Below are 24698 nucleotides of genomic sequence, written 5' to 3' on the forward strand. Positions count from 1 at the left end.
TGCGACGACGACCCCCGCACCCTGAGCGAACGCCGCGCCGATGCCCTGGGCGCCCTGGGCGCCGGCGCATCAGTGTTGGCCTGCGCGTGCGGCGAGACCGACTGCCCCGCCACCAGCGACACACCTACCCCCACCCGCAACACCATCGTCTACGTCATCACCGAGGCAGACCAGGGTGACGGCGAGGCGGGCGAGGCGCGAGGGACTACCTACGCCGAGTGCCGGCCACCTCGCGGTGAATCCCCCGACCTCGAACTGCCACCCGACGGAACGGTCACCGACGCTGTCGCCGCTGAACCGGCACCTGCCGACGAACCAGGCCCGGCCTCACCACCCGCCGCTGATGCCGATCCGGCGCTCGAACCCGCCCCGGCGCCCGCTCAGAAGTCACCGCGCAGGCGGCCCATGGCGTTCGTGCTGGGCGCCGGGATCATGCCCACCGCACTGCTGGCCGAGACCACCGGCGCAGCCCGCCGCCGCGCCGTCCGCCACCCCGGCGACGCCGCACCCGAACCCCGCTACACGCCCTCGCGCGGTCTCGCCGACTACATCCGCTGCCGCGACCTGACCTGCCGCTTCCCCGGCTGCGACAAACCCGCCGACCGCGCCGACATCGACCACACCATCCCTTACCCCGCCGGACCCACCCACGCCTCGAACCTGAAGTGCCTGTGCAGGTTTCACCACCTCCTGAAAACGTTCTGGTGTGGACCATCCGGATGGAGCGACGTCCAATATCCCGACGGCACCATCGTGTGGACCGCACCCACCGGCCACACCTACACCACCCGACCCGGCAGTGCGCTGATCTTCCCCACCCTGTGCCGACCCACCGGCAACCTGCCCCCACCACGCGATACGTCGCCATCCGACAACAAGTTCCGCGGCCTCAAGATGCCCACCCGGCGACGCACCCGCGCCCAGAACCGCGCCCAACGCATCGCCGCCGAACGCAAACTCAACGACGACCACGTCGCCGAACACAACAAACCACCACCCTTCTGAGGCAGTGACTCAGAACCCGTCGCCGTATTGTCGGGGGCATGAGTGTCAAGGTGGACATCGCCGAACTGTCCGGTGCGCTGGCCGACTACTCGTATGCGTACCTGGTCACCGTCGGCGACGACTACCGGGCCCACACCGTCGCGGTCGAGCCGTCACTGGCCGGCGGCGTGCTCACCATCACCGGCGTCGGCCGCCGCACCGGCGACAACGCGACGCGACACCCCGACGTCACGCTGGCCTACCCGCCGCGCGAATCCAGTGGCTACACACTGATCGTCGACGGCCGCGCCGACCTCTCCGGCGATACGCTGACCGTCATGCCGAGCGGTGCTGTCCTGCACCGCAAAGCGGCAACCAACTCGGCCGCGACGGCCACCGGATGCGGTGACGACTGCGTGCCGTTGTCCTGATCGCGACGCGCGTCCGTCGCGTCAGCCCGTCAGTCCCCGGTGCCGATGATGCTGCGCTTGACTTCCAGCCTCTTCAACTTGCCCGAGGAGGTGCGCGGCAGCGTGCCCGGCCGGACGAAGGTCACATCCGTCGGCACCACGCCGCATTCAGATGCGACCTGTTGGATGAGCTGGGTCCGCGCGTCGTCCTCATTGGGTCCGCGGAACTCCGCGACGATGGCCAGCCCCGGCCGGATCGACCGTTCCCCGACACCAACCGCGACCACGGCGCCCTCGCGCACACCGTTCACCTGTGCCGCAACCCCTTCGACCTCGGCAGGGAAGATGTTCCGGCCCGCGACGGTGATCAGTTCCTTGGCCCGTCCGCACACCACCAGTCCACCGTCGACGAAGTAGCCGAGATCGCCTGTGCGGAACCAGTCCCCGGGGCGGTGAACCGCCTCTCCGACATATCCGGACATCATCGACGTGCCCCGGATGACGACCTCCCCCACCTCACGATCGGACCCGTCGGCGCTGACGTCGTCGCGCGGTTCGATCCGGACCTCCATGCCCTCGATCGGCTCGCCCAGCACCGTGTGTCTGCGCGGGGTGGCCCCGGTGTCCGTCTGCACCACGGTCTCGTCGACGAGCAGGCCGCGTCCCGGCACCGGCACCGTGACCGCACACGTCGCCTCAGCCAGCCCGTAGGACGGCGCCAGCGCGCCTGCGTCGAAGCCGAACCGGGCCATTTCCGTCGCGAAGCGCTGGGTGAGCTCGAAGTCGACCGGCTCACCGCCGTTGAGGGCGAACCGCAAGCGGCTCAGATCAATCCCGGTGACTCGCCGGGAGTACTTGCCGATCATGCCGTACGCCATGTTCGGTGCGGCGGTGATGCTCGCGCCACCCTCGCTGAGCCAGTGCAGCCACCGGAACGGCGACGCCTGAAACGCCGCGGTCGGCGCCTGCCACAGCTCGCTGCCCGCCAGCGCACCGGACATCAGGAAGCTCAATCCCATGTCGTGGTACAGCGGCAGCCACGAACACCCGACGTCGGCGTCGTCGATCCCGATGCGCGCGTTGAGCCCCTGCAGGTTCGCCAACACGGCATCCGGCGAGAGTCGCACGGTGCGTGGAGATCCGGTGGAGCCCGCCGTGCCCTGCAGGATCGCGACGTCGACCGCTGTCGCCGGAGCGGTGAAGGTGCCGGAACGGCGCGTGTGCGCGACCGCGGCGACGTCGTCGAGCCACGGCGGCTCGACGATCGACGCCAGCCGCTCCACATAACTGCCGTTGCTGAGGATGCGCTGCACACCAATGTGTTTGAAGCGGTCCACCGTCGACAGCGCCCACTGCCCGGGGTCGGCACCCCGCACGGGTCCCGGCAGGATCGACACCGCGGCGCCGGCCACGAAGGCGCCGACGATCGACGCGATGAACTCGACGGTGGGCTCGCCGACGAGGCCGACCGCGCCCACTCCGTCGTCGAGCAGCCGCTCTGCGACGTTCTCCGCCCTGCCGAACACCTCCGGCCAGGGATGCCGCACCCAGTCGCCGCCGTCGAGGACCACCAGATCGTTGGGACTGTGCGTCAACGTCTCGGTGAGGGCCGCCCCGAGCGAACTGGTCATCGGTTCCTCAGCCGCGCAGCCACAGCGGGCACACAGATGGAATGAGACCTGGGCAGAACCGGACGCGCGTTTGCGCGCGGCCACGACAGCAACAACACGGGACGACGCTACGCAATATATTGACGAATTGGTAGGCCTACGTTCAGGTGTGGCGCGGACGACGCGTCCCATGCGCGGCTGACGCAGTCCCACAGGGTGATCGGCGATCTTGATCGCACACCTCGGGCTGTCACATCACCGGCAGCGCACGCGGGCAGACGAAGGCGCAGGCTCCGATCGGTCGAGTCCGGCGAACGATTCCGCTTGCGCCACAGCAGGCCGGTCAGGTTCTGCGGACACGAAAAAGCCCGGCCTGCAAGCAGGCCGGGCCTTCCCGTGTTCTGGTTGAGCAGGACTCAGAAGTCCATGCCGCCCATGCCACCGGTCGGGTCGCCCGCGGGTGCGGACGACTTCTCCGGCTTGTCGGCGACGACGGCCTCGGTGGTGAGGAACAGCGCCGCGATGGACGCCGCGTTCTGCAGCGCCGAGCGGGTGACCTTCACCGGGTCGGCGACGCCGGCCTTGAGCAGGTCCTCGTACTCACCGGTGGCGGCGTTGAGACCGGTGCCGGCAGGCGAGTTGGTGACCTTCTCGGCGACGACGCCGGGCTCGAGTCCACCGTTGAAGGCGATCTGCTTCAGCGGGGCCGACAGCGCGACGCGAACGATGTTCGCACCGGTTGCCTCGTCACCGGTGAGCGAGAGCTCATCGAGCGACGGAGCCGACTGCAGCAGAGCCACGCCACCACCGGCGACGATGCCCTCCTCGACGGCGGCCTTCGCGTTGCGAACGGCGTCCTCGATGCGGTGCTTGCGCTCCTTGAGCTCCACCTCGGTGGCAGCTCCGGCCTTGATCACCGCAACACCGCCGGCCAGCTTGGCCAGGCGCTCCTGCAGCTTCTCGCGGTCGTAGTCGGAGTCGCTGTTCTCGATCTCGGCGCGGATCTGAGCCACCCGGCCCTGGATCGCGTCGGCATCGCCCGCACCCTCGATGACCGTGGTCTCGTCCTTGGTGACGACGACCTTGCGGGCCTGGCCGAGCAGCGTGATGTCGGCGGTCTCGAGCGACAGACCGACCTCTTCGCTGACGACCTGGCCGCCGGTGAGGATCGCGATGTCCTGCAGCATCGCCTTGCGGCGATCACCGAAGCCCGGAGCCTTGACGGCGACGGACTTGAAGGTGCCACGGATCTTGTTGACCACCAGGGTCGACAGGGCTTCGCCCTCGACGTCCTCGGCGATGATCAGCAGCGGCTTACCGGCCTGGATGACCTTCTCCAGCAGCGGGAGCAGATCCTTGACGGTCGACACCTTGGAGCTGACCAGCAGGATGTAGGGATCCTCCAGGACCGCTTCCTGACGCTCGGCGTCAGTCACGAAGTAGCCCGAGATGTAGCCCTTGTCGAAGCGCATGCCCTCGGTGAGCTCGAGCTGCAGGCCGAAGGTGTTCGACTCCTCGACGGTGATGACACCCTCGTTGCCGACCTTGTCCATGGCCTCGGCGATCAGGTCGCCGATCGACTGGTCGCCGGCCGAGATGCCCGCGGTCGCAGCGATCTGCTCCTTGGTCTCGACCTCCTTGGCCGACTTCAGCAGCGTCTCGGTGACCTTCTCGACGGCCTTCTCGATGCCACGCTTCAGACCGAGCGGGTTGGCGCCGGCGGCGACGTTGCGCAGACCCTCGCGCACGAGCGCCTGGGCCAGCACGGTGGCCGTGGTGGTGCCGTCGCCCGCGACGTCATCGGTCTTCTTGGCGACCTCTTTGACCAGCTCAGCGCCGATCTTCTCGTAGGGGTCCTCCAGCTCGATCTCCTTGGCGATGGACACACCATCGTTGGTGATCGTGGGGGCGCCCCACTTCTTCTCCAGGACGACGTTGCGACCCTTGGGGCCCAGCGTCACCTTTACCGCGTCGGCGAGGGCATTGAGGCCCCGCTCGAGGCCGCGACGGGCCTCTTCGTCATACGCAATTGTCTTGGCCATTGCGAAGTGATTCCTCCGAACAGGGATTGTGCACGTCTTTGTGGTCGGGCCCAGTGCCCGCGACGGACGACTCGGGTGTGCTCCGCATGCGCGGACCCTTGTCTCACCGTCCCGACCTAGCACTCACTGGTCGCGAGTGCCAACTGCATTTCTAGCACTCGACCAGGGCGAGTGCAAGGTAGATCAGCCCGCGCGGAGGCCGTCGACGATGACCGCCACCACCCGGTCGGCGATACCGGCTTCGTGGTCCTGGGTGGACTTGCACACCATCAGCAGCGCCTTCACTTCCGCCGGACCGACGTCGGCCCGGACGGTGCCCGCGCGTTGACCGGCGGCCAGCAGATCGGTGAGCACCTGAACGAACGCGGCTTCCGCGCCCGGCGCGGCCTGGTCGATGTCCACCCCGTAACTCGCCAGCGCGTCGGCCATCCCGTGATCCACGGCGGCCGTCCGCACCATTTCGCGCAGGAACTCGAAGAGTGCCGAGCCCGGATCCTCGGCGAGTAGCGCCTCCGCGGCGGCCACGATGCTACGCACCCGGTCCTCGATGACCGCCTGGAACAGCGCCTCCTTGGTGGGGAAGTGCCGGTAGACGGTGCCGGGGCCGACGCCGGCGCGGCGGGCGATCTCGTCGATCGGCACCGCGACGCCCTCGGCCGCGAACGTCTCGTAGGCGACGGCGAGAACCCGCGCACGGTTGCGCGCGGCGTCCGCACGCAACGGCCGCGAGGTCTCGGTCACCACTGACGTCCTTTCGGTTGACAAAACGGAGCGCTCGTTCCGTATAGTCGAGACGAACCGGAGCGCACGTTCCGATTCATTCTAACGAGGAGGACCCATGTCCCGCTGGACCACCGCCGACATCCCCGACCAGACCGGTCGCACCGCCGTCATCACCGGCGCGAACACCGGCCTCGGCTACGAGACCGCGGCCGCCCTCGCCGCCCGCGGCGCCCGCGTCGTGCTCGCAGTCCGCAACCTCGACAAGGGCAAGGCCGCCGCCGACCTGATCGCCGTCCGCAACCGCGGTGCCGACGTGTCGGTGCAGGAGCTCGACCTCAGCTCGTTGGACTCCATCCGGGCCGCGGCCGACGAACTCAAGGCCCGGCACGACGGCATCGACCTGCTGATCAACAACGCCGGGGTGATGTGGACGCCCAAATCGACCACGACGGACGGTTTCGAACTCCAATTCGGTACCAACCACCTCGGGCACTTCGCGCTGACGGGATTGCTGCTCGATCGGCTTCTTCCGGTGGCGGGTTCACGCATCGTCACGGTCAGCAGCATCGGCCATCGCATTCGCGCCGCGATCCACTTCGACGACCTGCAGTGGGAGCGCAGCTACAACCGCGTCGCGGCGTACGGCCAGTCCAAACTCGCCAACCTGCTGTTCACCTCCGAGCTGCAGCGCCGACTCACCGCCGCCGGCCAGGACACCGTCGCCGCCGCCGCGCATCCCGGCGGGTCGGACACCGAACTGGGCCGGCACCTCCCCGGCTTCTTGGCACCCGCCTTCTCCCTGATCAGTCAGCCGGCCGCGATGGGCGCGCTGCCGACCCTGCGCGCCGCCACCGACCCCGGCGTGCTCGGCGGCCAGTACTACGGTCCGGACGGACTCTTCGAGATGCGCGGCCACCCGAAGGTGGTGGCGTCCAACGTGCGCTCACACGACACCGACGTGCAGCGCCGGCTGTGGGCGGTGTCCGAGCAGCTGACCGGGGTGGCGTTCCCGGTCTGACGGATAGCAGACTGTTGGCGTGTCTCTGGTCGTTCCGCCCTATCCCCCGCCCCGATACACCGAGGACGAGCCCGAGGTCAGTGCGTGGCTCAAACGGGGTGACGAGCCGCCGGACTACGACTCCTTCGGCCTCGTCCAGTACCACTACCTCGCCAATCAGCAGGCCACCGGCGGCGACTACGGGCTGTACCGCGTCGAGATCGCACCCAAGGGCGGCGGCCCGGGGCCGCACTACCACCGGGCGATGTCCGAGGCGTTCTTCGTCCTCTCGGGCACGATCAAGCTCTACGACGGCACCGACTGGCTGGACGGGACGCGCAACGACTTCCTCTACGTGCCGCCGGGCGGCATCCACGGCTTCCGCAACGAGGCCGACGAACCGGCGTCGATCCTCATGCTGTTCGCCCCGGGCGCGCCGCGCGAGCACTACTTCGAGGGGCTGGCCCAACTGGGCGAGCTGACCGACGAGGAACGGCGCGAGTGGTTCATCGCCAACGACAACTTCTTCGTCTAGCGCGGCTGCCGGTTCGGCTGTTTGCTCCAGGACCACTGCAAGAGCCGGATCGTGGTGCATCGACGCAGCTCGGCGTGGCCCGGCCGCTCGACCGGGTGCTGATCAACCCTGCGACACGCGCTTCTCCCGCGGCGCGGCGCGCGCTGCGAATGTGCGCCGCCGGAATCCGTTGTAATAGACTGCCCCTCGATCGGTGAGGAGACCTTGGGTGCGGGCATTCGCAGCGCCCGACACCCAGGCCTTGCGAGGCTGGCAGCGTCGGGCATTGGTGAAGTATCTCGGCGCCAAGCCGCGCGATTTCCTGGCGGTGGCCACCCCCGGCGCAGGAAAGACGGCGTTTGCCCTGCGGATCGCCGGGGAACTGCTGGCAGACGGCACCGTCGACCGGATCACCGTCGTGGTGCCCACCGAACACCTCAAGGTGCAGTGGGCCGCGGCCGCCGCACGCGTCGGCATCTCGCTCGATCCGCGGTTCAGCAACTCCGCGGCGCAGCATTCGTCGGAGTTCCACGGCGTGGTGGTCACCTATGCACAGGTGGCCAGCCACCCGTCCCGGCACCGCGTCCGCACGGAGAACTACCGCACCCTGGTGGTCTTCGACGAGATCCACCACGGCGGCGACGCGAAGAGCTGGGGCGAGGCGATCCGCGAGGCCTTCGACGACGCGACGCGCAGACTCGCGCTCACCGGCACGCCGTTCCGCAGCGACGACTCCCCGATCCCGTTCGTCCGATACGAGCACGGCCCCGACGGGTTCGCGCGCTCACAGGCCGACCACACCTACGGGTACTCCGACGCGTTGGCCGACGGCGTCGTGCGGCCGGTGGTGTTCCTGGCCTACTCCGGTGAGTCGCGCTGGCGTGACAGCGCCGGCGAGGAGCACTCCGCCCGGCTCGGCGAACCGCTGAGCGCCGAGCAGACCGCCCGCGCCTGGCGCACCGCACTCAACCCGGCGGGTGAGTGGATGCCCGCCGTGATCGCTGCGGCCGACCGGCGACTCGAGCAGAAGCGCAGGCACGTGCCGGACGCCGGCGGCATGATCATCGCCTCCGACCAGACCGCCGCGCGGGCCTACGCCGAGCTGCTGACCCGGCTCACCGGCGAAGCGCCGACGATCGTGTTGTCGGACGATCCGGGCTCCTCGGACCGCATCAGCCAGTTCTCGGCGGGTACCAGCCGCTGGCTGGTCGCGGTGCGCATGGTGTCCGAGGGTGTCGACGTCCCCCGCCTCGCCGTCGGCGTGTACGCGACGAGCGCGTCGACCCCGCTGTTCTTCGCGCAGGTGATCGGGCGCTTCGTGCGGTCGCGCAAACCCGGCGAGACGGCCAGCGTCTTCCTCCCGTCGGTGCCCAACCTGCTGCTGCTCGCCAGCGAGATGGAGGCGCAGCGCAACCACGTCCTCGGCAAGCCGCACCGCGAAGAGGAGGGCCTCGACGACGCCCTGCTCGAGGACGCCAACAAGACCAAGGACGAGTCCGGTGATCTGGACAACGGCTTCGAGATGCTCGGCGCCGACGCCGAACTCGACCAGGTGATCTTCGACGGCTCGTCATTCGGCACCGCGACACCCGCGGGCAGTGAGGAGGAGGCCGACTACCTCGGCATCCCGGGCCTGCTCGATGCGACACAGATGCGAGACCTGTTGAGCCGCAGGCAGGAAGAGCAACTGACCAAGCGGACCGCCTCGGGCGTCGCCGCCGCGGAGCCGACCCTGACGCGCGCCACCCACGGTCAGATCCGGGAACTGCGCCGGGAACTCAACGCGCTGGTGTCGATCGCCCATCACCGCACCGGCAAGCCCCACGGCTGGATCCACAACGAACTGCGCAGGCTCTGCGGAGGACCACCGGTGGCCGCCGCCACCACCGATCAGCTCAAGGAGCGCATCGAGGCGGTACGCACGCTGCGGGCGTGAGCACTACAGCCCGAGCAGCGGCGGCAGGTCGGCGACCGAGTCGATCACGTGGTTCGGCTGCATCGCGAATTCGTCAGCGGCCCAACGGTCCAGGGTGTCCTGCCGGAACTTGCCGGTGCGCACCAGCACCCCCGTCATGCCGACCACCTGAGCCGCCAGCACGTCGTTGTTGAGGTCGTCGCCCACCATGTACATCTCGTCGGGGTCGACGCCGAGCCTGCGCGCCGCGGCAAGGAAACCCTCGGGTGCGGGCTTGCCGACCGCGGTCGCCTTACGACCCGACGTCTCCTCCATGCCGAGCAGATACATGCCGGTGTCGATGCGCAGACCCTCGGTGGTGTTCCACGACGTGCTGCGGTGCATCGCCACCACCGGAACGCCCTGAGCCATCCAGTCATAGACCCAGCTGAGGGTCAGGTGGTTGTATTCGCGGCCCGCGCCGCCCAGCAACACCACGTCGGGCCGGTCGGGCGTGCCGCCACCGTCGAACTCGTCGGCGTACACCAGGTCGACGCCCGGCATGTCCTCACCGATCCGGCCGCTGTTCACCAGGAAGCACTGCGCGCCGGGATACCGCTCCCGGACGTACTCGGCGGTGAGCACCGCGGCGGTGATCACCTCGTCGGCGGTGACGTCCATGCCCGCTCCGGACAGCAGTTCGGCGATCTGCCTGCGGGTTCTGGTGGTGGTGTTCGTCAGGTACGAGCGCGCGATCTGGTTGTCGGCCAGTGCCCTCAACGTGTCGGCGGCACCGGCGATCGGCTGCCACGAGGTCACCAGAACGCCATCGATGTCGAACAGCACTCCACCGACGGCCATGCTGGAAGACAGTAAACGGCGAATGCGTCAGCGCAACTCGGGCCCTGGTTCGGTCCGCGCCCATCCGGTGCCCGCGAGCCACGGCGACACCGCGGCCGCGACCGACCACGCCGCGCCCGCAGGCACGTCGACCACCCGGTAGGCCTTCACCCCGGCTGCGGTCGCCGCGACCAGCGTGGCCACCCCGGCGCGCCGCTGGAACAAGGACTGCCGCACCGTCCAGCCGACGACGCCTGCGCCGGCGACACAGTCCCGTCGCCGCTCGAGGCTGCCCGAGCGGGCGACCAGCCAGCCCTCGCCGACGCGGTGCCCCAGCGACCGCGACCGGTCCGCCGCGAGCAGTGCACAGCATGCGGTGAGCACCACCCACCCAACCCACACCCAGATCGGCACGGCGACAACGACACCCATTGCAGCCAGGCCGATCGCCAGCACAGCGGGGCCGAGCAGCGCGCGCGTCCAGCGCCGCCGGGTGGCCGCCGGGCCGTGCGCACGCAGCGCGCCGGTGACGGCGTCGGGCTGGTCGATCAGGTCCGTCAGCACCGACCGCGCGGTAGCCGCCGGGCAGGGCGGCAGCAGCAGCGACGACTCGCCCGCACCGTCGACGCCGGTCATCACCGCGTCCAGCCGGGCGCCGCCGAACATCCGCACCAGCAGCGGTTCCCGCAGCGTGCCACCCCGCAGCCGGCGCATGTCGTACGTCTGCTCGCGCACCCGCACCAGACCGTGCGCGAGGTGCAGCACGTCCCCGTCACGTCGTAGCAGGAGGTTCCCGTACGTCGTCAACGACCGCAGCACCGACAGCACCACCGACGCGATCACCACCGCGAGGACGGCCACGGCCACGCTCGCCGCCACCCCGAAGCGCTCGGCGGTGTCCAGGCCGGACTGCACGACGTCCGAATCCTGCACCCGCGAGCCGATTCCCACCTGGTACACCAGACCGAACGCGGCGGCGATCATCGCCAGCCCGGTGAAGCTGAGCGGGCTGTACCGCAGCCACGAGGGCTGCCACCGTGCGAGCACCCGGCCGGGCGGCACAGGGTTCTCCTGGCTCGCCGCGGCGGCCCCGGCCAGCGAGTCGGCCAACAGCACCGCCCGCAGCCGTGGCACCTCGCCCGCCTCGACCGCGTCCAGGGCGAACGCGGCGTCACCGCGCGCCTCCTGCCCGGTGCTCAGCCGCAGCACCGTCAGCCCGAACACCCGGTGCAGCAGCCGGGCGTCCGTCGACACAGAACGAATCCTGTTGCGGGGCACCGACAGCACGTTGCGCTGCAGCACCCCGGCGCGCAGCTGCACCTCGTCGGCGTCGATCCGGTAGGTGGTGGTGAACCACCGCGCGACGCCGTACCCGACGGTGGCCACCAGCGCGGCGACCGCCCACAGCGGGTTCCCGGTCGCCGAACCCAGCACCACCGAGCCGATCAGGACCGGCACCTGACGCACCACTTCGTGCACGGGATGCACCAGCAGCATCCGCGGGCTCAGTCGCTGCCACACCTGCGCGGGCCCGGTCACGTGGCGTCCTGCCCGCCGAGCGCGGCGATGTCGGTCAGCTGGGCGACGACGCGGTCGGCCACCTCGGAGTCCAGGGCGACGATGCGCACCGCGCCCGCCGAGGACGCCGTCGTCACCGTCACGTTCGCCAGGCCGAACAGCCGGTCGAGCGGACCGCGCTGCGTGTCGACGGTCTGCACACGCGAGATCGGTGCGATCCGGCGCTCCTGGATCAGCCAACCCGTCCGGGTGTACACCGCCTGCGCATCGATCTCCCAGCGATGCACCCGGTAGCGCCACACCGGCGCGATGCCGACGAACACGACCGCCCCGAGTACCGCCGCCGCCGCGGCGAGCCACGGCAGCCAGGAGGCCCGCGGGTCGACGGCCGACCACACCAGGGCGGCCACCAGCAGCGTCAGCCACGGCACCGCGGCGCCGATCGCCCACACCAGCGGCGCCTTGCGGCTGGGCGGGTTGGCCGGATCGGCGAGCGTCACGGTCGGGCGGGGCGCACCGTTCATCCTTCGAGCATGACCGATCGGCGTGGGTAGGGTTTCGATCATGAGTGCTGACACCAAGTGGGGCGCGGGCGACGTGCCGGACCAGACCGGGCGCGTCGCCGTCATCACCGGCTCCAACACCGGGATCGGTTACGAGGCCGCCGCCGTGCTGGCCGCCCGCGGCGCACACGTCGTGCTGGCCGTGCGCAACCTCGACAAGGGCAAGGCGGCCGTCGACCGGATCACCTCGGCGACACCGCACGCCGACGTGACGCTGCAGCAACTGGACCTCACCTCGCTCGACAGCATCCGGCGGGCCTCCGACGACCTGCGTGCCGAGTACTCCCGCATCGACCTGCTGATCAACAACGCAGGCGTGATGACGACGCCGAAGGCCACCACGTCGGACGGCTTCGAGCTGCAGTTCGGCACCAACCACCTCGGGCACTTCGCACTGACCGGGCAGGTGATCGACAACATGCTGCCCGTCGAGGGATCGCGGGTGGTGACGATCAGCAGCAACGGCCACCGCTTCGGCTCGATCAACTTCGACGACCTGCAGTCCGAGCGCGGCTACAACCGGCTGCGCGCCTACGGCCAGGCCAAACTGGCCAACCTGCTGTTCACCTACGAACTCAACCGGCGGCTGTCGAAGAAGGGCGCGCCGACCATCGCCGTCGCCGCCCACCCCGGCAGCTCCAACACCGAGCTGACCCGTAACCTGCCCGGCCTGATCCGCCAACCGGTCGAGCTCCTCTGGCGCCAGATCGCCCAGGACGCCGCCGGCGGCGCACTGCCCACGCTGCGGGCGGCCGCCGACCCGCAGGTGCGCGGCGGCCAGTACTACGGTCCGGCCGGCGTCGGCGAGCAGCGCGGACACCCGAAGCTGGTGCAGTCCAACAGGAAGTCGCACGACGAGGACGTCGCGCGGCGGCTCTGGACGGTGTCCGAAGAGCTCACCGGCGTCACGTTCCCGGTATAGCAGTCGATGCGCTCCGTCTCCGAACACCAGAGTGTGGTGGCCGGCCTGATCGCCGCCCGGCCGTCCGTCACCGTCCCGCTGACCGAAGCGCTGGGGCTCGTGCTCGCCGCAGACGTCGTCGCACCGCTGTCGCTGCCCGGCTTCGACAACTCGGCCATGGACGGCTACGCCGTGCTCGCCGACGACGTGGCCGGGGCGAGCGCCGAGCACCCGGTGCGGCTGCCCGTGGCGGCCGACATCCCGGCCGGGCGGACCGATCCGCTGAACCTGGCGCCGGGCACCGTGCACCGCATCATGACGGGCGCGCCGCTGCCCTCGGGTGCCACCGCGGTCGTCCCGGTCGAGGCCACCGACGGCGACTTCACCGCACCCGTCGGATCGAACACCACCACCGTCGAGATTCGGATCGCGCCCCGGCCGGGCCAGCACGTCCGCCGCGCAGGCGAGGACGTCACCGCGGGCACCACCGTCCTCACGGCGGGCCAGCCGGTCACCCCGGCCGCGCTCGGCCTGGCCGCCGCACTGGGTCTCGGCGAGCTCACGGTGGTGCCGCGGCCCCGGGTGCTGGTCATGTCCACCGGCACCGAACTCGTCGCACCCGGCACGGCGCTGCTGCCCGGCCAGATCTACGAGTCCAACGCGGTGATGCTGGCGGCGGCCGTGCGTGACGCAGGCGGCGAGGTGGTGGCGGCCCCGATGACCGGCGACGACGTCACCGCCTTCCACGACACCCTGGCCTCCTATGCCGGGCAGGCCGATCTGATCATCACCACCGGCGGGGTGAGCGCAGGCGCGTACGAGGTGGTCAAGGACGCGCTCGCCGCGACGGTCGAGTTCGTGAAAGTCGCGATGCAGCCGGGCATGCCGCAGGGCGCCGGGCGTGTCGGCGGCACACCGATCGTCACCCTGCCGGGGAACCCGGTCAGCGCATTGGTCTCGTTCGAGGTGTTCCTGCGTTCGCCGCTGCGGGCCGCGATGGGCGCCGCGCAACCGCAGCGACCCCGGCGCGCGGCCGTCCTCACCGAGGACCTCACGTCTCCGCGCGGCAAACGCCAGTTCCGCCGCGGTGTGCTCGACGCCGACGCGGGCACCGTCACCAGCTACGGCCCGCCCGCCTCCCATCACCTGCGGTGGCTCGCCTCGGCCAACTGCCTGCTCGAGATCGGCGAGGACATCACCGAACTCCCCGCCGGGTCGACGGTCGCGGTATGGGATCTGAGCTAGCTGGCCGGTTCATCGACACCCTCCGCACGTAGAATCCACCCCGATGGCCAGACGCCCAAGAACCGAAGAGCTCAAATCCGGCCCCGAGCGGTTGATGGCCCTGGTCCGGACAACCGTTCCGCCGGTGCATCCGGCAGGCCTGCCGTTCATCGGCGCCGGTCTCGCGCTGGCGGCCGCCGGTCGCAAGAACCGCTGGCTACGTGGCGCGGGCCTGGTCGCCGCCGGCGCCAACGCCGCCTTCTTCCGGCATCCACCGCGGGTGCCGCCGACGCGTCCCGGCGCGATCGTCGCGCCGGCCGACGGGCTGATCTGCCTGGTCGAGGACGTCGAGCCGCCCGCCGAACTGGGGCTGCCCGCACGTCCCCTGCCGCGCGTCAGCATCTTCCTGTCGATCTTCGACGCCCACGTGCAGCGCGTCCCCATCAGCGGCGAGGTGACCGCGGTGGTGCACCGGCCGGGGTTGTTCGTCTCGGCCGAACTCGAGGCGGCCAGCGAGGACAACGAGCGCAACAGCCTGGTCATCCGGACGGCGTCGGGCGCCGAGGTGATCGCCGTGCAGATCGCCGGCCTGGTCGCGCGGCGCATCGTCTGCGACGCCAAGGTCGGCGACAAGGTCTCGATCGGTGACACCTACGGGTTGATCCGCTACGGCTCCCGCCTCGACACCTACCTGCCGGAGGGCTCCGAGGTGCTGGTGCTGCCGGGCCAGCGGGCCGTCGGCGGGGAGACGATCCTCGCGGAGCTGCCGTGATCAAGCCCCGGGTGAAGCGTTCGGTCGTGAGCCTGCGCATGCTGCCGAGCGCGATGACGGTCGCCGCGATCTGCCTGGGGCTGTCAGCGGTGAAGTTCGCCCTCGACGACCGTCCGACCGAGGCGATGGCGTTCCTGGCTGTGGCCGCCATCCTCGACGCCCTCGACGGCCGGACGGCGCGGCTGCTCAACGCCACCTCGAAGATGGGCGAGGAGATCGACTCGCTGGCCGATGCGGTGAACTTCGGTGTGGCGCCGGCGTTCATCGTCTACGGCACGCTGCTGTCGCACTCGCGGATCGGCTGGATCGTGGTGTTGCTGTACGCGGTCTGCATCGTGCTGCGGCTGGCCCGGTTCAACGCGATGCTCGCCCAGGACCAACCGGGTTACATGAAGGAATTCTTCGTGGGCATGCCCGCGCCTGCCGCGGCCATCGGCGCGATCGGCCCGCTGGCGGCCAAGATGCAGTTCGGCGAGGGCTGGTGGACATCGGAACCGGCCGTCGTCATCTGGATGATCGGGGTGTCACTGCTTGCGGTCAGCAGCATCCCGATGCGCAAGGTGCACACGTTCGCCATACCGCCGAGCATGGTGGTGCCGCTGCTGGTGCTGCTGGCGATCGGGGTCGCCGCGTCGATCCTCTACGGCTACCTCGTGCTGATGGCGATCATCCTGGCCTACGTCATCCACATCCCGTTCGCGATCCGCAGCAGCCGATGGGTGGCCGCCCACCCCGAGGCGTGGGACGACAAACCGAGGCAACGCCGTGCCACCCGCCGTGCCACCCGGCGGGCCACCCGCCGGGCCCAGCCGCACCGGCGCTCGGTGGCGCGCCTCGGACTGCGCAGACCTCCGGACCGGTGACATGACCGGGACCGAATTCGCCGAGGACGACTACGCGCTCACCCACCTGCGACTCACCGCCCGGCTGAACACCTCGGCACTGGACAATCGTCGCGGCGTGGTCCGGTTGCATCCCGAAGCCATTGCCGCCCTTGGCCTCCGGGAGTGGGACGCCGTCGCCCTCACGGGGGCCAGGACCACCGCGGCGGTGGTCGGGGTGGCCCCGCCCGGCACACCGACCGGCACCGCCCTGCTCGACGACGTCACGCTGTCCAACGCGGGCCTGCGGGAGACCAGCACGGTGATCGTGGCACCGGTGACGGTGTACGGCGCACGGTCGGTGACGGTGTCGGGTTCCAGACTGGCCACCCAGTCGATCTCGTCGGCCACCCTGCGCCAGGCACTGCTCGGCAAGGTGATGACGGTCGGTGACACGGTGTCGCTGCTGCCGCGCGACCTGGGGCCGGGCACCTCGACGTCGGCGGCCACCTCGGCGCTGGCCTCGTCGGTGGGCATCACCTGGACCTCGGAACTGCTCACCGTCACCGGTGTCGATCCGGCCGGACCCGTCAGCGTGCAGCCCAATTCGGTGGTCAGCTGGGGTGACGGCACCGCATCGGTGTCCGACGGCGCAGGAGCAGGCGTGGACAGCACCGTCGGCCAGGTCACCGTCACCACGCCGACGCAACGGCCGTCCGTCAGCGCCGACGATCTCAAGGGTGTGCACAGCCAGGTGAGCCGGCTGACCGAGTGGCTCAAGCTCTCGCTCGACGAGCCCGAACTCCTCCAGACTCTGGGCGCGGCAGCGAATCTCGGCGTGCTGGTGTCCGGTCCGGCCGGGGTCGGCAAGGCGACGATGGTGCGGGTGGTGTGCGCCGACCGCAGGCTGGTGGAACTCGACGGCCCCGAGGTCGGCGCGCTGCATGCCGACGACAGGTTGCGCAGCGTCGCCGCCGCCGTTGAGACGGTCCGTGACGGCGGCGGGGTGCTGCTGATCACCGACATCGACGCGCTGCTGCCCTCGACCGCCGAACCGGTCGCCACCCTGATCCTGACCGAATTGCGTTCGGCCGTGGCCACACCCGGGGTCGCGTTCGTCGCGACGACGGCGATGCCCGACGGTGTGGACGCCCGGCTACGGGGTCCCGACCTCTGCGACCGCGAGCTCGGCCTCAGCCTCCCCGACGGGGCGACCCGCAAGGCACTGCTGGAGGTGCTGCTGCGCGACGTGCCGGCCGGCGAACTGCAACTCGACGAGATCGCAGGCAGGACACCCGGTTTCGTGGTCGCGGATCTGTGTGCCCTGGTCCGCGAGGCGGCGCTGCGCGCGGCGGCACGGGCCAGCACGGAAGGCACCGCACCTGCGCTCGAGCAGGAAGACCTCACCGGAGCGCTCAGCGTGATCCGCCCGCTGTCGCGTTCGGCCACCCAAGAGGTGTCCGTCGGATCGGTGACACTCGAGGACGTCGGCGACATGGTGGCGACCAAGCAGGCGCTCACCGAGGCGGTGCTGTGGCCGCTGCAGCATCCGGACACGTTCGCCCGGCTCGGGGTGGAACCGCCGCGCGGTGTGCTGCTCTACGGTCCGCCCGGGTGCGGCAAGACGTTCGTGGTGCGGGCGCTGGCGAGCTCGGGCCAGCTGTCGGTGCACGCCGTCAAAGGCGCCGAGTTGATGGACAAGTGGGTGGGCGCCTCGGAGAAGGCGGTGCGTGAACTCTTCAGGCGGGCCCGCGATTCCGCGCCGTCGCTGGTGTTCCTCGACGAGATCGATGCGCTGGCGCCGCGGCGCGGGCAGAGCTTCGACTCCGGTGTCACCGACCGGGTGGTCGCCGCGCTGCTGACCGAACTCGACGGCATCGAACCGATGCGTGACGTCGTCGTGCTCGGCGCGACCAACCGGCCCGACCTCATCGACCCGGCGCTGCTGCGGCCCGGCCGGCTGGAGCGGCTGGTGTTCGTGGAGCCGCCCGATGCGGAGGCCCGGCGCGAGATCCTGCGCACCTCGGGCAAGTCGATCCCACTGGCCGAGGACGTCGACCTCGATGCACTCGCCGACGACCTCGACGGCTACAGCGCGGCGGACTGTGTGGCGCTGCTGCGCGAGGCCGCGCTGACCGCGATGCGGCGCTCGATCGACGCCGCCGACGTCACCGCCGCCGACGTGGCCGCCGCCCGCGCGGCCGTGCGACCGTCGCTCGACCCGGTGCAGGTGGAGTCGCTGCGCGCGTTCTCCGAGAACCGCTGAGCGTCGGCGGGACCGCCTACATCTTGACAGTGCCTAGTTACCGGGAGCAGACTCGTACCCATCCGAACTAGCCGCTGACAAGTTTGAGGGGAGCGCAGCATGACCGCCCCGGACACCACCGCCACCCGCGCCGGCGACCGCGAACGCGAGAAGACCGCGAGCGATCTCGGCCTCGCCCTCGCGCAGGGCTATCTCGACATGACGGACTACGAGCAACGGGTGCAGTCGGCGTTCGGCGCAGGCACCCGCGACGAGCTCCGCGCCCTGACCGCCGACCTGCCCGTCGCGAACCTCCGCCGCAACGATCCGCGGCGGCGCGACGCGCACGCGAGGGCCGCCCGGCGCAGCGCCGCCGTTCACCTCGCCGCCTACATCGTGGGGTCGCTGCTGATGCTGGGCATCTGGCTCGCAGTAGGCCTGACCGGCGGCGGATGGTACTTCTGGCCGGTCTGGCCGATCATGGGCTGGGGCATCGGAGTGGTCAGCCACACCCTGTCGGCCAGGTCAGGATCGCCCTGCGGGACGATGCGCCGCTAACAGCGCCCGCACCGCCACCGCCAGGTCGTCGGCCAGCCACGGGGGCAGTCTGTCGTCGCGCGCGTGCCGCCGGATGACGGCGTAGGGCAGGTCGACGACGGCACGCGTGACCACGTCCAGCCGGCGGTCGTGCTCCTCGCCGGATTCGCCGAACAGCCGCCGGGTGACGTCGTGCAACCGGGCGATCAGCGGGACGTTCATCGTCGCCAGCGTCTGCTGCAGCGCGGGGTCGGGCTCCCCGTCGACCAGATCGCCCGGACGCAACGCAAGAAGCAGGCGGGCGTCATCGGGTAGTTCCCGGGCGAAGTCGACGGTGGCCACGGCCATCGCCACCGCCTCGTCCACGGGATCGCCGACCGCCGCCGCCAGCACCCGGGCCTGGAACCGCTCGAGCGCCCGCAGCCAGGCCGCCGTCACCACACCGTTGCGGTTGCCGAAGCGGTGATACAGCGTGCCGGCCGGGGCGCCGCTGACCTTGGCGATCGCGGCCACGCTGGCCGCACGCGGCCCCTCGGTGAGGATCAGCTCGCGCGTCGCGTCGAGTATGGCGTCGGTCTCATGCTTCCGCGGAGGTGCCACGATCTAGTATGGTCCTTCTATATGGAACGATTGCCCTACATCGATGAGCATGCCATATCCATCGCCGCCTACCGTGCCACCTGCTGGACGGCCGTGCTGTCCGTGATGTGCCGCGACCGCCGCGACCCGTCGAGCGTCCCGCCCGGCTTCCACCTCGAATCGGCCACGCCGCCCGACCGGTTCGTCCTGCACGGTCGCCACCCGTTCGCGGTGTACCGGCTCGTGTTCGAACTCACCGACGACGGGCCCGGCCGCACCCGCGTGGCCGCCCAGACCTTCGCGGCGTTCCCCGGCGCCGCGGGGACGGTGTACCGGGCGATCGTCATCGGCACCGGCGGTCACGGCGTCGTCGTGCGCAGATTGCTCGGCCGGATCGCCGCGCTCGCCGAGCGGAACGCGGAGCGGGCCGTTCCGTAGGGGTGCGGGCAGCTCGCCGGGCATCCGTAGAATGGACACGGACGGGCTGTTCCCACCACCGATGCGTTTCGCGCCAAAGCGTGCATCCAGCGGCTGACACCCCACGATCTGATCTTCGCCAGTCGGCTCACCGCCGACCCGACGAGACCACGGAGTGCCTTGCTTGCCATTCTGATCGCTCACGCGGCAGCGACCGCGATCGCACCCGTCCTGGTGGCGAGGTTCGGCAGGCTCGCGTTCTACCCACTGGCGCTGGTCCCCCTGACTTCACTGATCTGGGTGGCGACCAACTGGCCGTCCCCCGGCGCCGCCAAGACCGTCGACCTGGTCTGGCTGCCCGAGTTGTCGATGAACATCACCCTGCGGTTCGACACCCTCGCGGCGATCATGAGCGTGCTGGTGCTCGGCATCGGCGCACTGGTGTTGCTCTACTGCGCCGCTTACTTCCACCACCACGACGGCCACACCGAGAAGCGACTGCCCAGCTTCGCCGCCGAGATGGTGGCCTTCGCCGGGGCGATGTTCGGCCTCGTGACGAGCGACAACATGCTGGTGCTCTACGTGTTCTGGGAGATCACGACCGTGCTGTCCTTCCTGCTGGTGGGGCACTACGCCGAACGGGCCACCAGCAGGCGCGCGGCCACCCAGGCACTCCTGGTGACCACTCTGGGCGGGCTGGCGATGCTCGCGGGCATCGTCGTGCTCGGCAACCTGGCAGGCACCTACCGGCTCTCCGAACTCGTCGCGGCGCCACCGACCGGCGTGGCGGCCGCCGTCGGCGTGGCACTCGTTCTCGTTGGCGCGCTGTCGAAGTCGGCGATCGTCCCACTGCACTTCTGGCTGCCGGGAGCCATGGCCGCGCCGACCCCGGTCAGCGCCTACCTGCACGCGGCGGCGATGGTGAAGGCCGGCGTGTATCTGGTGGCGCGAATGACGCCCGGCTTCGCAGACTCACCGGTCTGGCGGCCGATGGTGGTGACCCTCGGCTTGGTCACCATGCTGCTCGCCGGCTGGCGGGCGGTACGCGAGTACGACCTGAAGCTGATCCTCGCCTTCGGCACTGTCAGCCAGCTCGGCCTGATCACCGTGATGGTCGGCGCGGGCGGACGCGACATGATGCTGGCCGGGCTGGCCATGCTCGTCGCGCACGCGATGTTCAAAGCTGCGCTGTTCATGGTGGTCGGCGCCATCGACCACGCGACCGGCACCCGTGACATCCGGCGGCTCGCCTGGCTCGGGCAGGCCAGCCGGCCGCTGTTGGTCATCGCCCTCGGCGCCACGGCGAGCATGGCCGCGCTGCCACCCTTCCTCGGCTTCGTCGCGAAAGAGGCCGACTTCGAAACCGTCTCGCACAGCGCGTCACTCGGCGCTGCGGCACCAGTGGTGCTCGCGGGCATCGTGTTCGGCTCGGTCTTCACCACCATCTACAGCCTGCGATTCCTGTGGGGCGCGTTCGCGCGCAAGGGCCTGTCCCAGCCCAGCGTCCGCGTCGCCGAGATGCACCGGCTGCCCACGACTTTCCTGCTCCCACCGGCGATCCTGGCGGCGGCGGGGTTGCTGTTCGGACTCTGGCCCGCACCGCTGGACACGGTGCTCGACGACTACGCCGCCACGGTGCCCGGCGGTCAGCACTACGAGCTCGCGCTCTGGCACGGGCTGAATCTGCCACTGCTGCTGTCCGTCCTCGTCATCGCCGCAGGCACCACGGCGTTCTTCGGCCGCGACCGGATACGCCGGGCCCGCACGCCGTATCTGCCGCTGGGCAACGCCGACCACGTGTACGACTCCTTCATCCGCGGACTCGACGTGTTCTCGGTGCGGTTGACCGCGGTGACCCAGCGCGGATCGATACCCGCCACGCAGGCGGTGATTCTGTCGACGCTGGTGGTGCTGCCCGCGGCGGTGCTGGCGTTCGGAGCGCGCAACCGGCCGGAGTTCCGGCTGTGGGACTCTCCGGTGCAGGCGGTGGTCGGCTTACTGATGATCGCCGCGGCGCTGGGCGCGGTGGTGATGCGCAACCGGCTCGCCGCGGTGCTGCTGATCGGGGTGACCGGGTACGGCTGCGGCGCGATCTTCGCGTTCCACGGCGCACCCGATCTTGCCCTCACCCAATTCCTGGTCGAGACGCTGGTCCTGGTGATCTTCGTGCTCGTGCTGCGCTCGCTGCCCGCCGAGGCCGATCAGGCCGACATCGGCCGCTTCCGGTTGCCGCGGGCGGTGCTGTCGCTGGCCGTCGGCGCCACGGTCACCTCGCTCGCCGTCTTCGCGATGGCGGCCCGCAGCGGCGCCGGCATCGCCGAACTGCTTCCCGACGCCGCCTACTACCGGGGACACGGCGCCAACACGGTCAACGTGCTGCTGGTCGACATCCGCGCGTGGGACACCATGGGCGAGGTCTCGGTGCTGCTCGTCGCCGCGACCGGCGTCGCATCACTGGTGTTCCGGCACCGGCGGTTCGGCGCCGCGCCCCGCGTGTCGGACGCCGGCCAGCCCGACATCGGTCCCGTCGGCACCTACGCCAATTCGCCTGCCGCCGGCGAGGTCACGTGGCTGCGCGGCAGTGAACTGCGCGACCCGCGGCACCGCTCGCTGGTACTCGAGGTGGCGACCAGGGTGATCTTCCCGCTCATCATGGTGCTGTCGGCGTACTTCTTCTTCGCCGGCCACAACACTCCGGGCGGCGGCTTCGCGGGCGGCCTGACCGCGGGGCTGGCCCTGGTGCTGCGTTACCTGGCAGGCGGCCGCTACGAGCTCGGCGAGACGCTGCCGCTGGACGCAGGCAAGATCCTCGGCGTCGGGCTCGGGCTGTCCGCGGGCACCGCGGTGGGCTCGCTGCTGCTCGGCGCCCCGGTGCTGTCGTCTGCCGTCGTCGAGTTCGACGTCCCGGTGCTCGGCACCGTCAAGTTCGTCACCGCGCTGTTCTTCGACCTCGGGGTGTACCTCATCGTCGTCGGCCTGGTGCTCGACGTGCTGCGCAGCCTCGGTGCGCGGGTCGACACGGAGATGGCGACCCGATGACCACCTACCTGGTCCCGCTCATCCTCGTCGGGGCGCTCACCAGTGCAGGCGTCTACCTGCTGCTGGAACGCAGCCTGACCCGAATGTTGCTGGGACTGTTGCTGATCGGCAACGCAGTGAACCTGCTGATCCTGATGGTGGGCGGGCCGTCGGGCAATCCGCCGGTGCGCGGCCGCACCAGCAACGGCGAGACCACCACGGCCGATCCGCTTGCCCAGGGCATGATCCTGACCGCGATCGTGATCAGCATGGGCATCGCGGCGTTCGTGCTGGCGCTGACCTACCGGTCATTCCGGCTGACCACCGCCGAAGAGGTCGGCAACGACCCCGAGGATGCCCGGGTGTCCCGGCTGTCCGCCATGGACGCCACCCCCGTCGACGAGGATCGGCCACCCGACGCGGACACCACGAAGGACACCGACCTGCCCGACGAACTCGACGCGCTGCCCGGCCAGGAGGGCTCACGATGAGCCTCTCGACCGTGCTGACACCGCTGCCGGTGCTGATTCCGACACTGGCCGCGGCGCTGACGCTGTTCGCCGGCCGCACCCCCCGCCTGCAGCGCGCCATCACGTTGGTCGCGCTGATCGCGGTGGTGGCGGTGTGCGCCGTGCTGCTGTACCTGACGGACCGCGACGGCACGCTGGCGCTGCAGGTCGGGGGCTGGGGTCAGAGCGTGCCGGGCATGGGGCCGCTCGGCATCACGCTGGTGGTGGACCGGCTCTCGGCGCTGATGCTGGTGGTGTCGTCCATCGTGCTGCTGGCGGTGGTCTGCTACGCCATCGGTCAGGGCATCCGCGACGGCGACGACCGCCAGCCGGTGTCGATCTTCCTGCCGACCTACCTGGTGCTGTCGGCGGGCGTGTGCACCGCGTTCCTGGCCGGTGACCTGTTCAACCTCTTCGTCGGCTTCGAGGTCCTGCTGTCCGCCAGCTTCGTGCTGCTGACCATCGGGTCCAGTGCCGAGCGGGTCCGCGCGGGCATCGCCTACGTGATGGTGTCGATGGTCTCGTCGCTGATCTTCCTCATCGGTATCGCCCTGGTGTACGCCGCGACCGGCACACTCAACATGGCCGAATTGGGGGTGCGGCTCGACGAGGTCGCGCCGGGCACCCGCACCGCCCTGTTCGCCGTGCTGCTCGTCGCGTTCGGCATCAAGGCCGCGGTGTTCCCGCTGTCGACCTGGCTGCCCGACTCCTACCCCACCGCGCCTGCGCCCGTCACCGCCGTGTTCGCCGGACTGCTCACCAAAGTCGGCGTGTACGCCATCATCCGGGCACACTCGTTGCTCTTCCCCGGCGGCGGCCTGGACGCGGTGCTGTTGGTCGCCGCGTTCCTGACGATGGTGATCGGCATCCTCGGCGCGATCGCGCAGAGCGACATCAAGCGGCTGCTGTCCTTCACCCTGGTCAGCCACATCGGCTACATGGTGTTCGGCATCGCGCTGTCGAACGAACTCGGCATGTCCGGCGCCATCTACTACGTGGCGCACCACATTCTGGTGCAGACCACGCTGTTCCTGGTGGTCGGGCTGATCGAACGGCAGGCAGGCGCGTCGACCATGCAGCGACTCGGTGGACTCGCGGCCGCCAGCCCACTGCTGGCCTTCGTGTGGGTGGTGCCCGCGCTCAATCTCGGTGGCATTCCGCCGTTCTCGGGCTTCATCGGCAAGGTCGCGCTGATGGAGGCCGGCGCCGCCAACGGTTCCGTGCTGGCCTGGATGTTGGTCGGCGGCGGCGTGCTGACCAGCCTGCTGACGCTGTACGTGGTTGCCCGGGTGTGGACCAAGGCGTTCTGGCGGTCCCGTGTCGACGCTCCGGAGGGCCATCTCTCGGCGGCCGTACCCGCGGCGCTGCTCGTGGAGGACGAGGACATCGAATACGCCGACCGGGCGCATGTCGGCCGGATGCCGATCGGCATGCTGGTGCCGACGGGCGCGCTGATCGCGGTCGGCCTGACGCTGACGGTGGCGGCCGGGCCGATCTTCGCCTACAGCGTGCGCGCAGCCGAACAGGTGCTCGACCGCGAGCAGTACATCACCGCCGTCGTCGGGGAGCGGCCGTGACCG

General features: G+C 70.3%; 22 protein-coding genes. 15 read left to right on the forward strand and 7 right to left on the reverse strand.

The genetic code is table 11. The features are described from left to right. Together AB0K11_RS12515 and AB0K11_RS12520 are read left to right on the forward strand one after the other, a co-directional pair. On the forward strand, positions 1 to 1005 hold a 1005-nt coding region (locus tag AB0K11_RS12515), incomplete at its 5' end, for a DUF222 domain-containing protein (RefSeq protein ID WP_364976833.1). Positions 1006 to 1043: 38 nt separating this feature from the next. Next, entirely contained in the window at positions 1044 to 1415 is a 372-nt protein-coding gene (locus AB0K11_RS12520; protein WP_364976835.1) for a pyridoxamine 5'-phosphate oxidase family protein, read from the forward strand. A gap of 29 nt (positions 1416 to 1444) precedes the next feature. Here the strand turns inward: AB0K11_RS12520 and mbtM are convergent, their stop codons facing one another. The 3 genes from mbtM to AB0K11_RS12535 form a co-directional block, all read right to left on the reverse strand. Beyond that, positions 1445 to 3025, reverse strand: coding sequence for a long-chain-fatty acid--ACP ligase MbtM (mbtM, locus tag AB0K11_RS12525; protein WP_364976837.1), 1581 nt, complete (start codon positions 3023 to 3025; stop codon positions 1445 to 1447). Positions 3026 to 3420: 395 nt separating this feature from the next. Further along, entirely contained in the window at positions 3421 to 5046 is a 1626-nt protein-coding gene (groL, locus tag AB0K11_RS12530) for a chaperonin GroEL (RefSeq protein WP_269896680.1), read from the reverse strand. Between the two features lie 183 nt (positions 5047 to 5229). Then, positions 5230 to 5787: a helix-turn-helix domain-containing protein gene (locus AB0K11_RS12535; RefSeq protein WP_364976840.1), complete on the reverse strand. Its 558-nt coding sequence runs from the start codon at positions 5785 to 5787 to the stop codon at positions 5230 to 5232. 97 nt (positions 5788 to 5884) lie between these two features. On the opposite strand from AB0K11_RS12535, the gene AB0K11_RS12540 reads away from it, so the two are divergent. From AB0K11_RS12540 to AB0K11_RS12550, 3 genes are all read left to right on the forward strand, one after another. Further along, complete coding sequence (locus AB0K11_RS12540) at positions 5885 to 6787, forward strand: SDR family NAD(P)-dependent oxidoreductase (RefSeq protein ID WP_364976842.1); 903 nt, start codon at positions 5885 to 5887, stop codon at positions 6785 to 6787. A 19-nt stretch (positions 6788 to 6806) separates the two neighbouring features. Then, complete coding sequence (locus tag AB0K11_RS12545; RefSeq protein ID WP_364976844.1) at positions 6807 to 7301, forward strand: cupin domain-containing protein; 495 nt, start codon at positions 6807 to 6809, stop codon at positions 7299 to 7301. A gap of 208 nt (positions 7302 to 7509) precedes the next feature. Further along, positions 7510 to 9216 carry a DEAD/DEAH box helicase gene (locus AB0K11_RS12550; protein ID WP_364976846.1) on the forward strand — a complete coding sequence of 569 codons (1707 nt, stop codon included), beginning with the start codon at positions 7510 to 7512 and terminating at the stop codon, positions 9214 to 9216. 3 nt (positions 9217 to 9219) lie between these two features. On the opposite strand, the gene AB0K11_RS12555 is transcribed toward AB0K11_RS12550, so the two are convergent. The 3 genes from AB0K11_RS12555 to AB0K11_RS12565 are packed head-to-tail and all read right to left on the reverse strand — an operon-like array spanning position 9220 to position 12056. Then, positions 9220 to 10035, reverse strand: a complete 816-nt coding sequence (locus AB0K11_RS12555; protein WP_364976848.1) for an HAD-IIA family hydrolase — start codon at positions 10033 to 10035, stop codon at positions 9220 to 9222. 27 nt (positions 10036 to 10062) lie between these two features. Continuing rightward, positions 10063 to 11511, reverse strand: coding sequence for a PH domain-containing protein (locus tag AB0K11_RS12560; RefSeq protein ID WP_364978385.1), 1449 nt, complete (start codon positions 11509 to 11511; stop codon positions 10063 to 10065). 38 nt (positions 11512 to 11549) lie between these two features. Further along, on the reverse strand, positions 11550 to 12056 hold the full coding sequence (locus AB0K11_RS12565; protein ID WP_364976850.1) for a PH domain-containing protein: 507 nt from the start codon (positions 12054 to 12056) through the stop codon (positions 11550 to 11552). Positions 12057 to 12096: 40 nt separating this feature from the next. Between AB0K11_RS12565 and AB0K11_RS12570 the strand changes: the two genes are divergently transcribed. The 6 genes from AB0K11_RS12570 (at position 12097) to AB0K11_RS12595 (ending at position 18616) form a co-directional block, all read left to right on the forward strand. Further along, positions 12097 to 13017 carry an SDR family NAD(P)-dependent oxidoreductase gene (locus AB0K11_RS12570; protein WP_364976852.1) on the forward strand — a complete coding sequence of 307 codons (921 nt, stop codon included), beginning with the start codon at positions 12097 to 12099 and terminating at the stop codon, positions 13015 to 13017. 6 nt (positions 13018 to 13023) lie between these two features. Further along, positions 13024 to 14241: a gephyrin-like molybdotransferase Glp gene (gene glp / locus AB0K11_RS12575; RefSeq protein ID WP_364976854.1), complete on the forward strand. Its 1218-nt coding sequence runs from the start codon at positions 13024 to 13026 to the stop codon at positions 14239 to 14241. A gap of 43 nt (positions 14242 to 14284) precedes the next feature. Then, positions 14285 to 14992, forward strand: a complete 708-nt coding sequence (locus tag AB0K11_RS12580; RefSeq protein ID WP_364976856.1) for a phosphatidylserine decarboxylase — start codon at positions 14285 to 14287, stop codon at positions 14990 to 14992. Further along, positions 14989 to 15855: a CDP-diacylglycerol--serine O-phosphatidyltransferase gene (pssA, locus tag AB0K11_RS12585; RefSeq protein ID WP_364976858.1), complete on the forward strand. Its 867-nt coding sequence runs from the start codon at positions 14989 to 14991 to the stop codon at positions 15853 to 15855. Before AB0K11_RS12580 ends, pssA begins: the two co-directional genes overlap by 4 nt. A gap of 1 nt (position 15856) precedes the next feature. After that, complete coding sequence (locus AB0K11_RS12590) at positions 15857 to 18079, forward strand: AAA family ATPase (protein ID WP_364976860.1); 2223 nt, start codon at positions 15857 to 15859, stop codon at positions 18077 to 18079. A 99-nt stretch (positions 18080 to 18178) separates the two neighbouring features. Further along, the gene (locus tag AB0K11_RS12595; protein WP_364976862.1) at positions 18179 to 18616 is read left to right on the forward strand and encodes a DUF1707 domain-containing protein; all 438 of its coding nucleotides are present in this window, start codon (positions 18179 to 18181) and stop codon (positions 18614 to 18616) included. Here AB0K11_RS12595 and AB0K11_RS12600 read toward each other — a convergent pair. Then, positions 18584 to 19195: a TetR/AcrR family transcriptional regulator gene (locus tag AB0K11_RS12600; RefSeq protein WP_364976864.1), complete on the reverse strand. Its 612-nt coding sequence runs from the start codon at positions 19193 to 19195 to the stop codon at positions 18584 to 18586. The genes AB0K11_RS12595 and AB0K11_RS12600 overlap by 33 nt on opposite strands. Positions 19196 to 19216: 21 nt before the next feature. Between AB0K11_RS12600 and AB0K11_RS12605 the strand changes: the two genes are divergently transcribed. The 4 genes from AB0K11_RS12605 (at position 19217) to AB0K11_RS12620 (ending at position 24695) form a co-directional block, all read left to right on the forward strand. Then, positions 19217 to 19612 carry a hypothetical protein gene (locus AB0K11_RS12605; protein ID WP_364976866.1) on the forward strand — a complete coding sequence of 132 codons (396 nt, stop codon included), beginning with the start codon at positions 19217 to 19219 and terminating at the stop codon, positions 19610 to 19612. 159 nt (positions 19613 to 19771) lie between these two features. Further along, a complete protein-coding gene (locus AB0K11_RS12610) occupies positions 19772 to 22630 on the forward strand; it encodes a Na+/H+ antiporter subunit A (RefSeq protein WP_364976868.1) in 2859 nt (952 codons plus the stop codon). Further along, complete coding sequence (locus AB0K11_RS12615; protein WP_364976870.1) at positions 22627 to 23100, forward strand: Na(+)/H(+) antiporter subunit C; 474 nt, start codon at positions 22627 to 22629, stop codon at positions 23098 to 23100. The genes AB0K11_RS12610 and AB0K11_RS12615 overlap by 4 nt, the downstream gene beginning before the upstream one ends. Next, the gene (locus AB0K11_RS12620) at positions 23097 to 24695 is read left to right on the forward strand and encodes a Na+/H+ antiporter subunit D (RefSeq protein ID WP_364976872.1); all 1599 of its coding nucleotides are present in this window, start codon (positions 23097 to 23099) and stop codon (positions 24693 to 24695) included. The genes AB0K11_RS12615 and AB0K11_RS12620 overlap by 4 nt, the downstream gene beginning before the upstream one ends. Positions 24696 to 24698 lie beyond the last annotated feature (3 nt).

Origin of the sequence: Mycobacterium sp. NPDC050551, from assembly GCF_040674075.1 — a bacterium.
In the GTDB taxonomy this organism is placed as follows: Bacteria; Actinomycetota; Actinomycetes; order Mycobacteriales; family Mycobacteriaceae; genus Mycobacterium.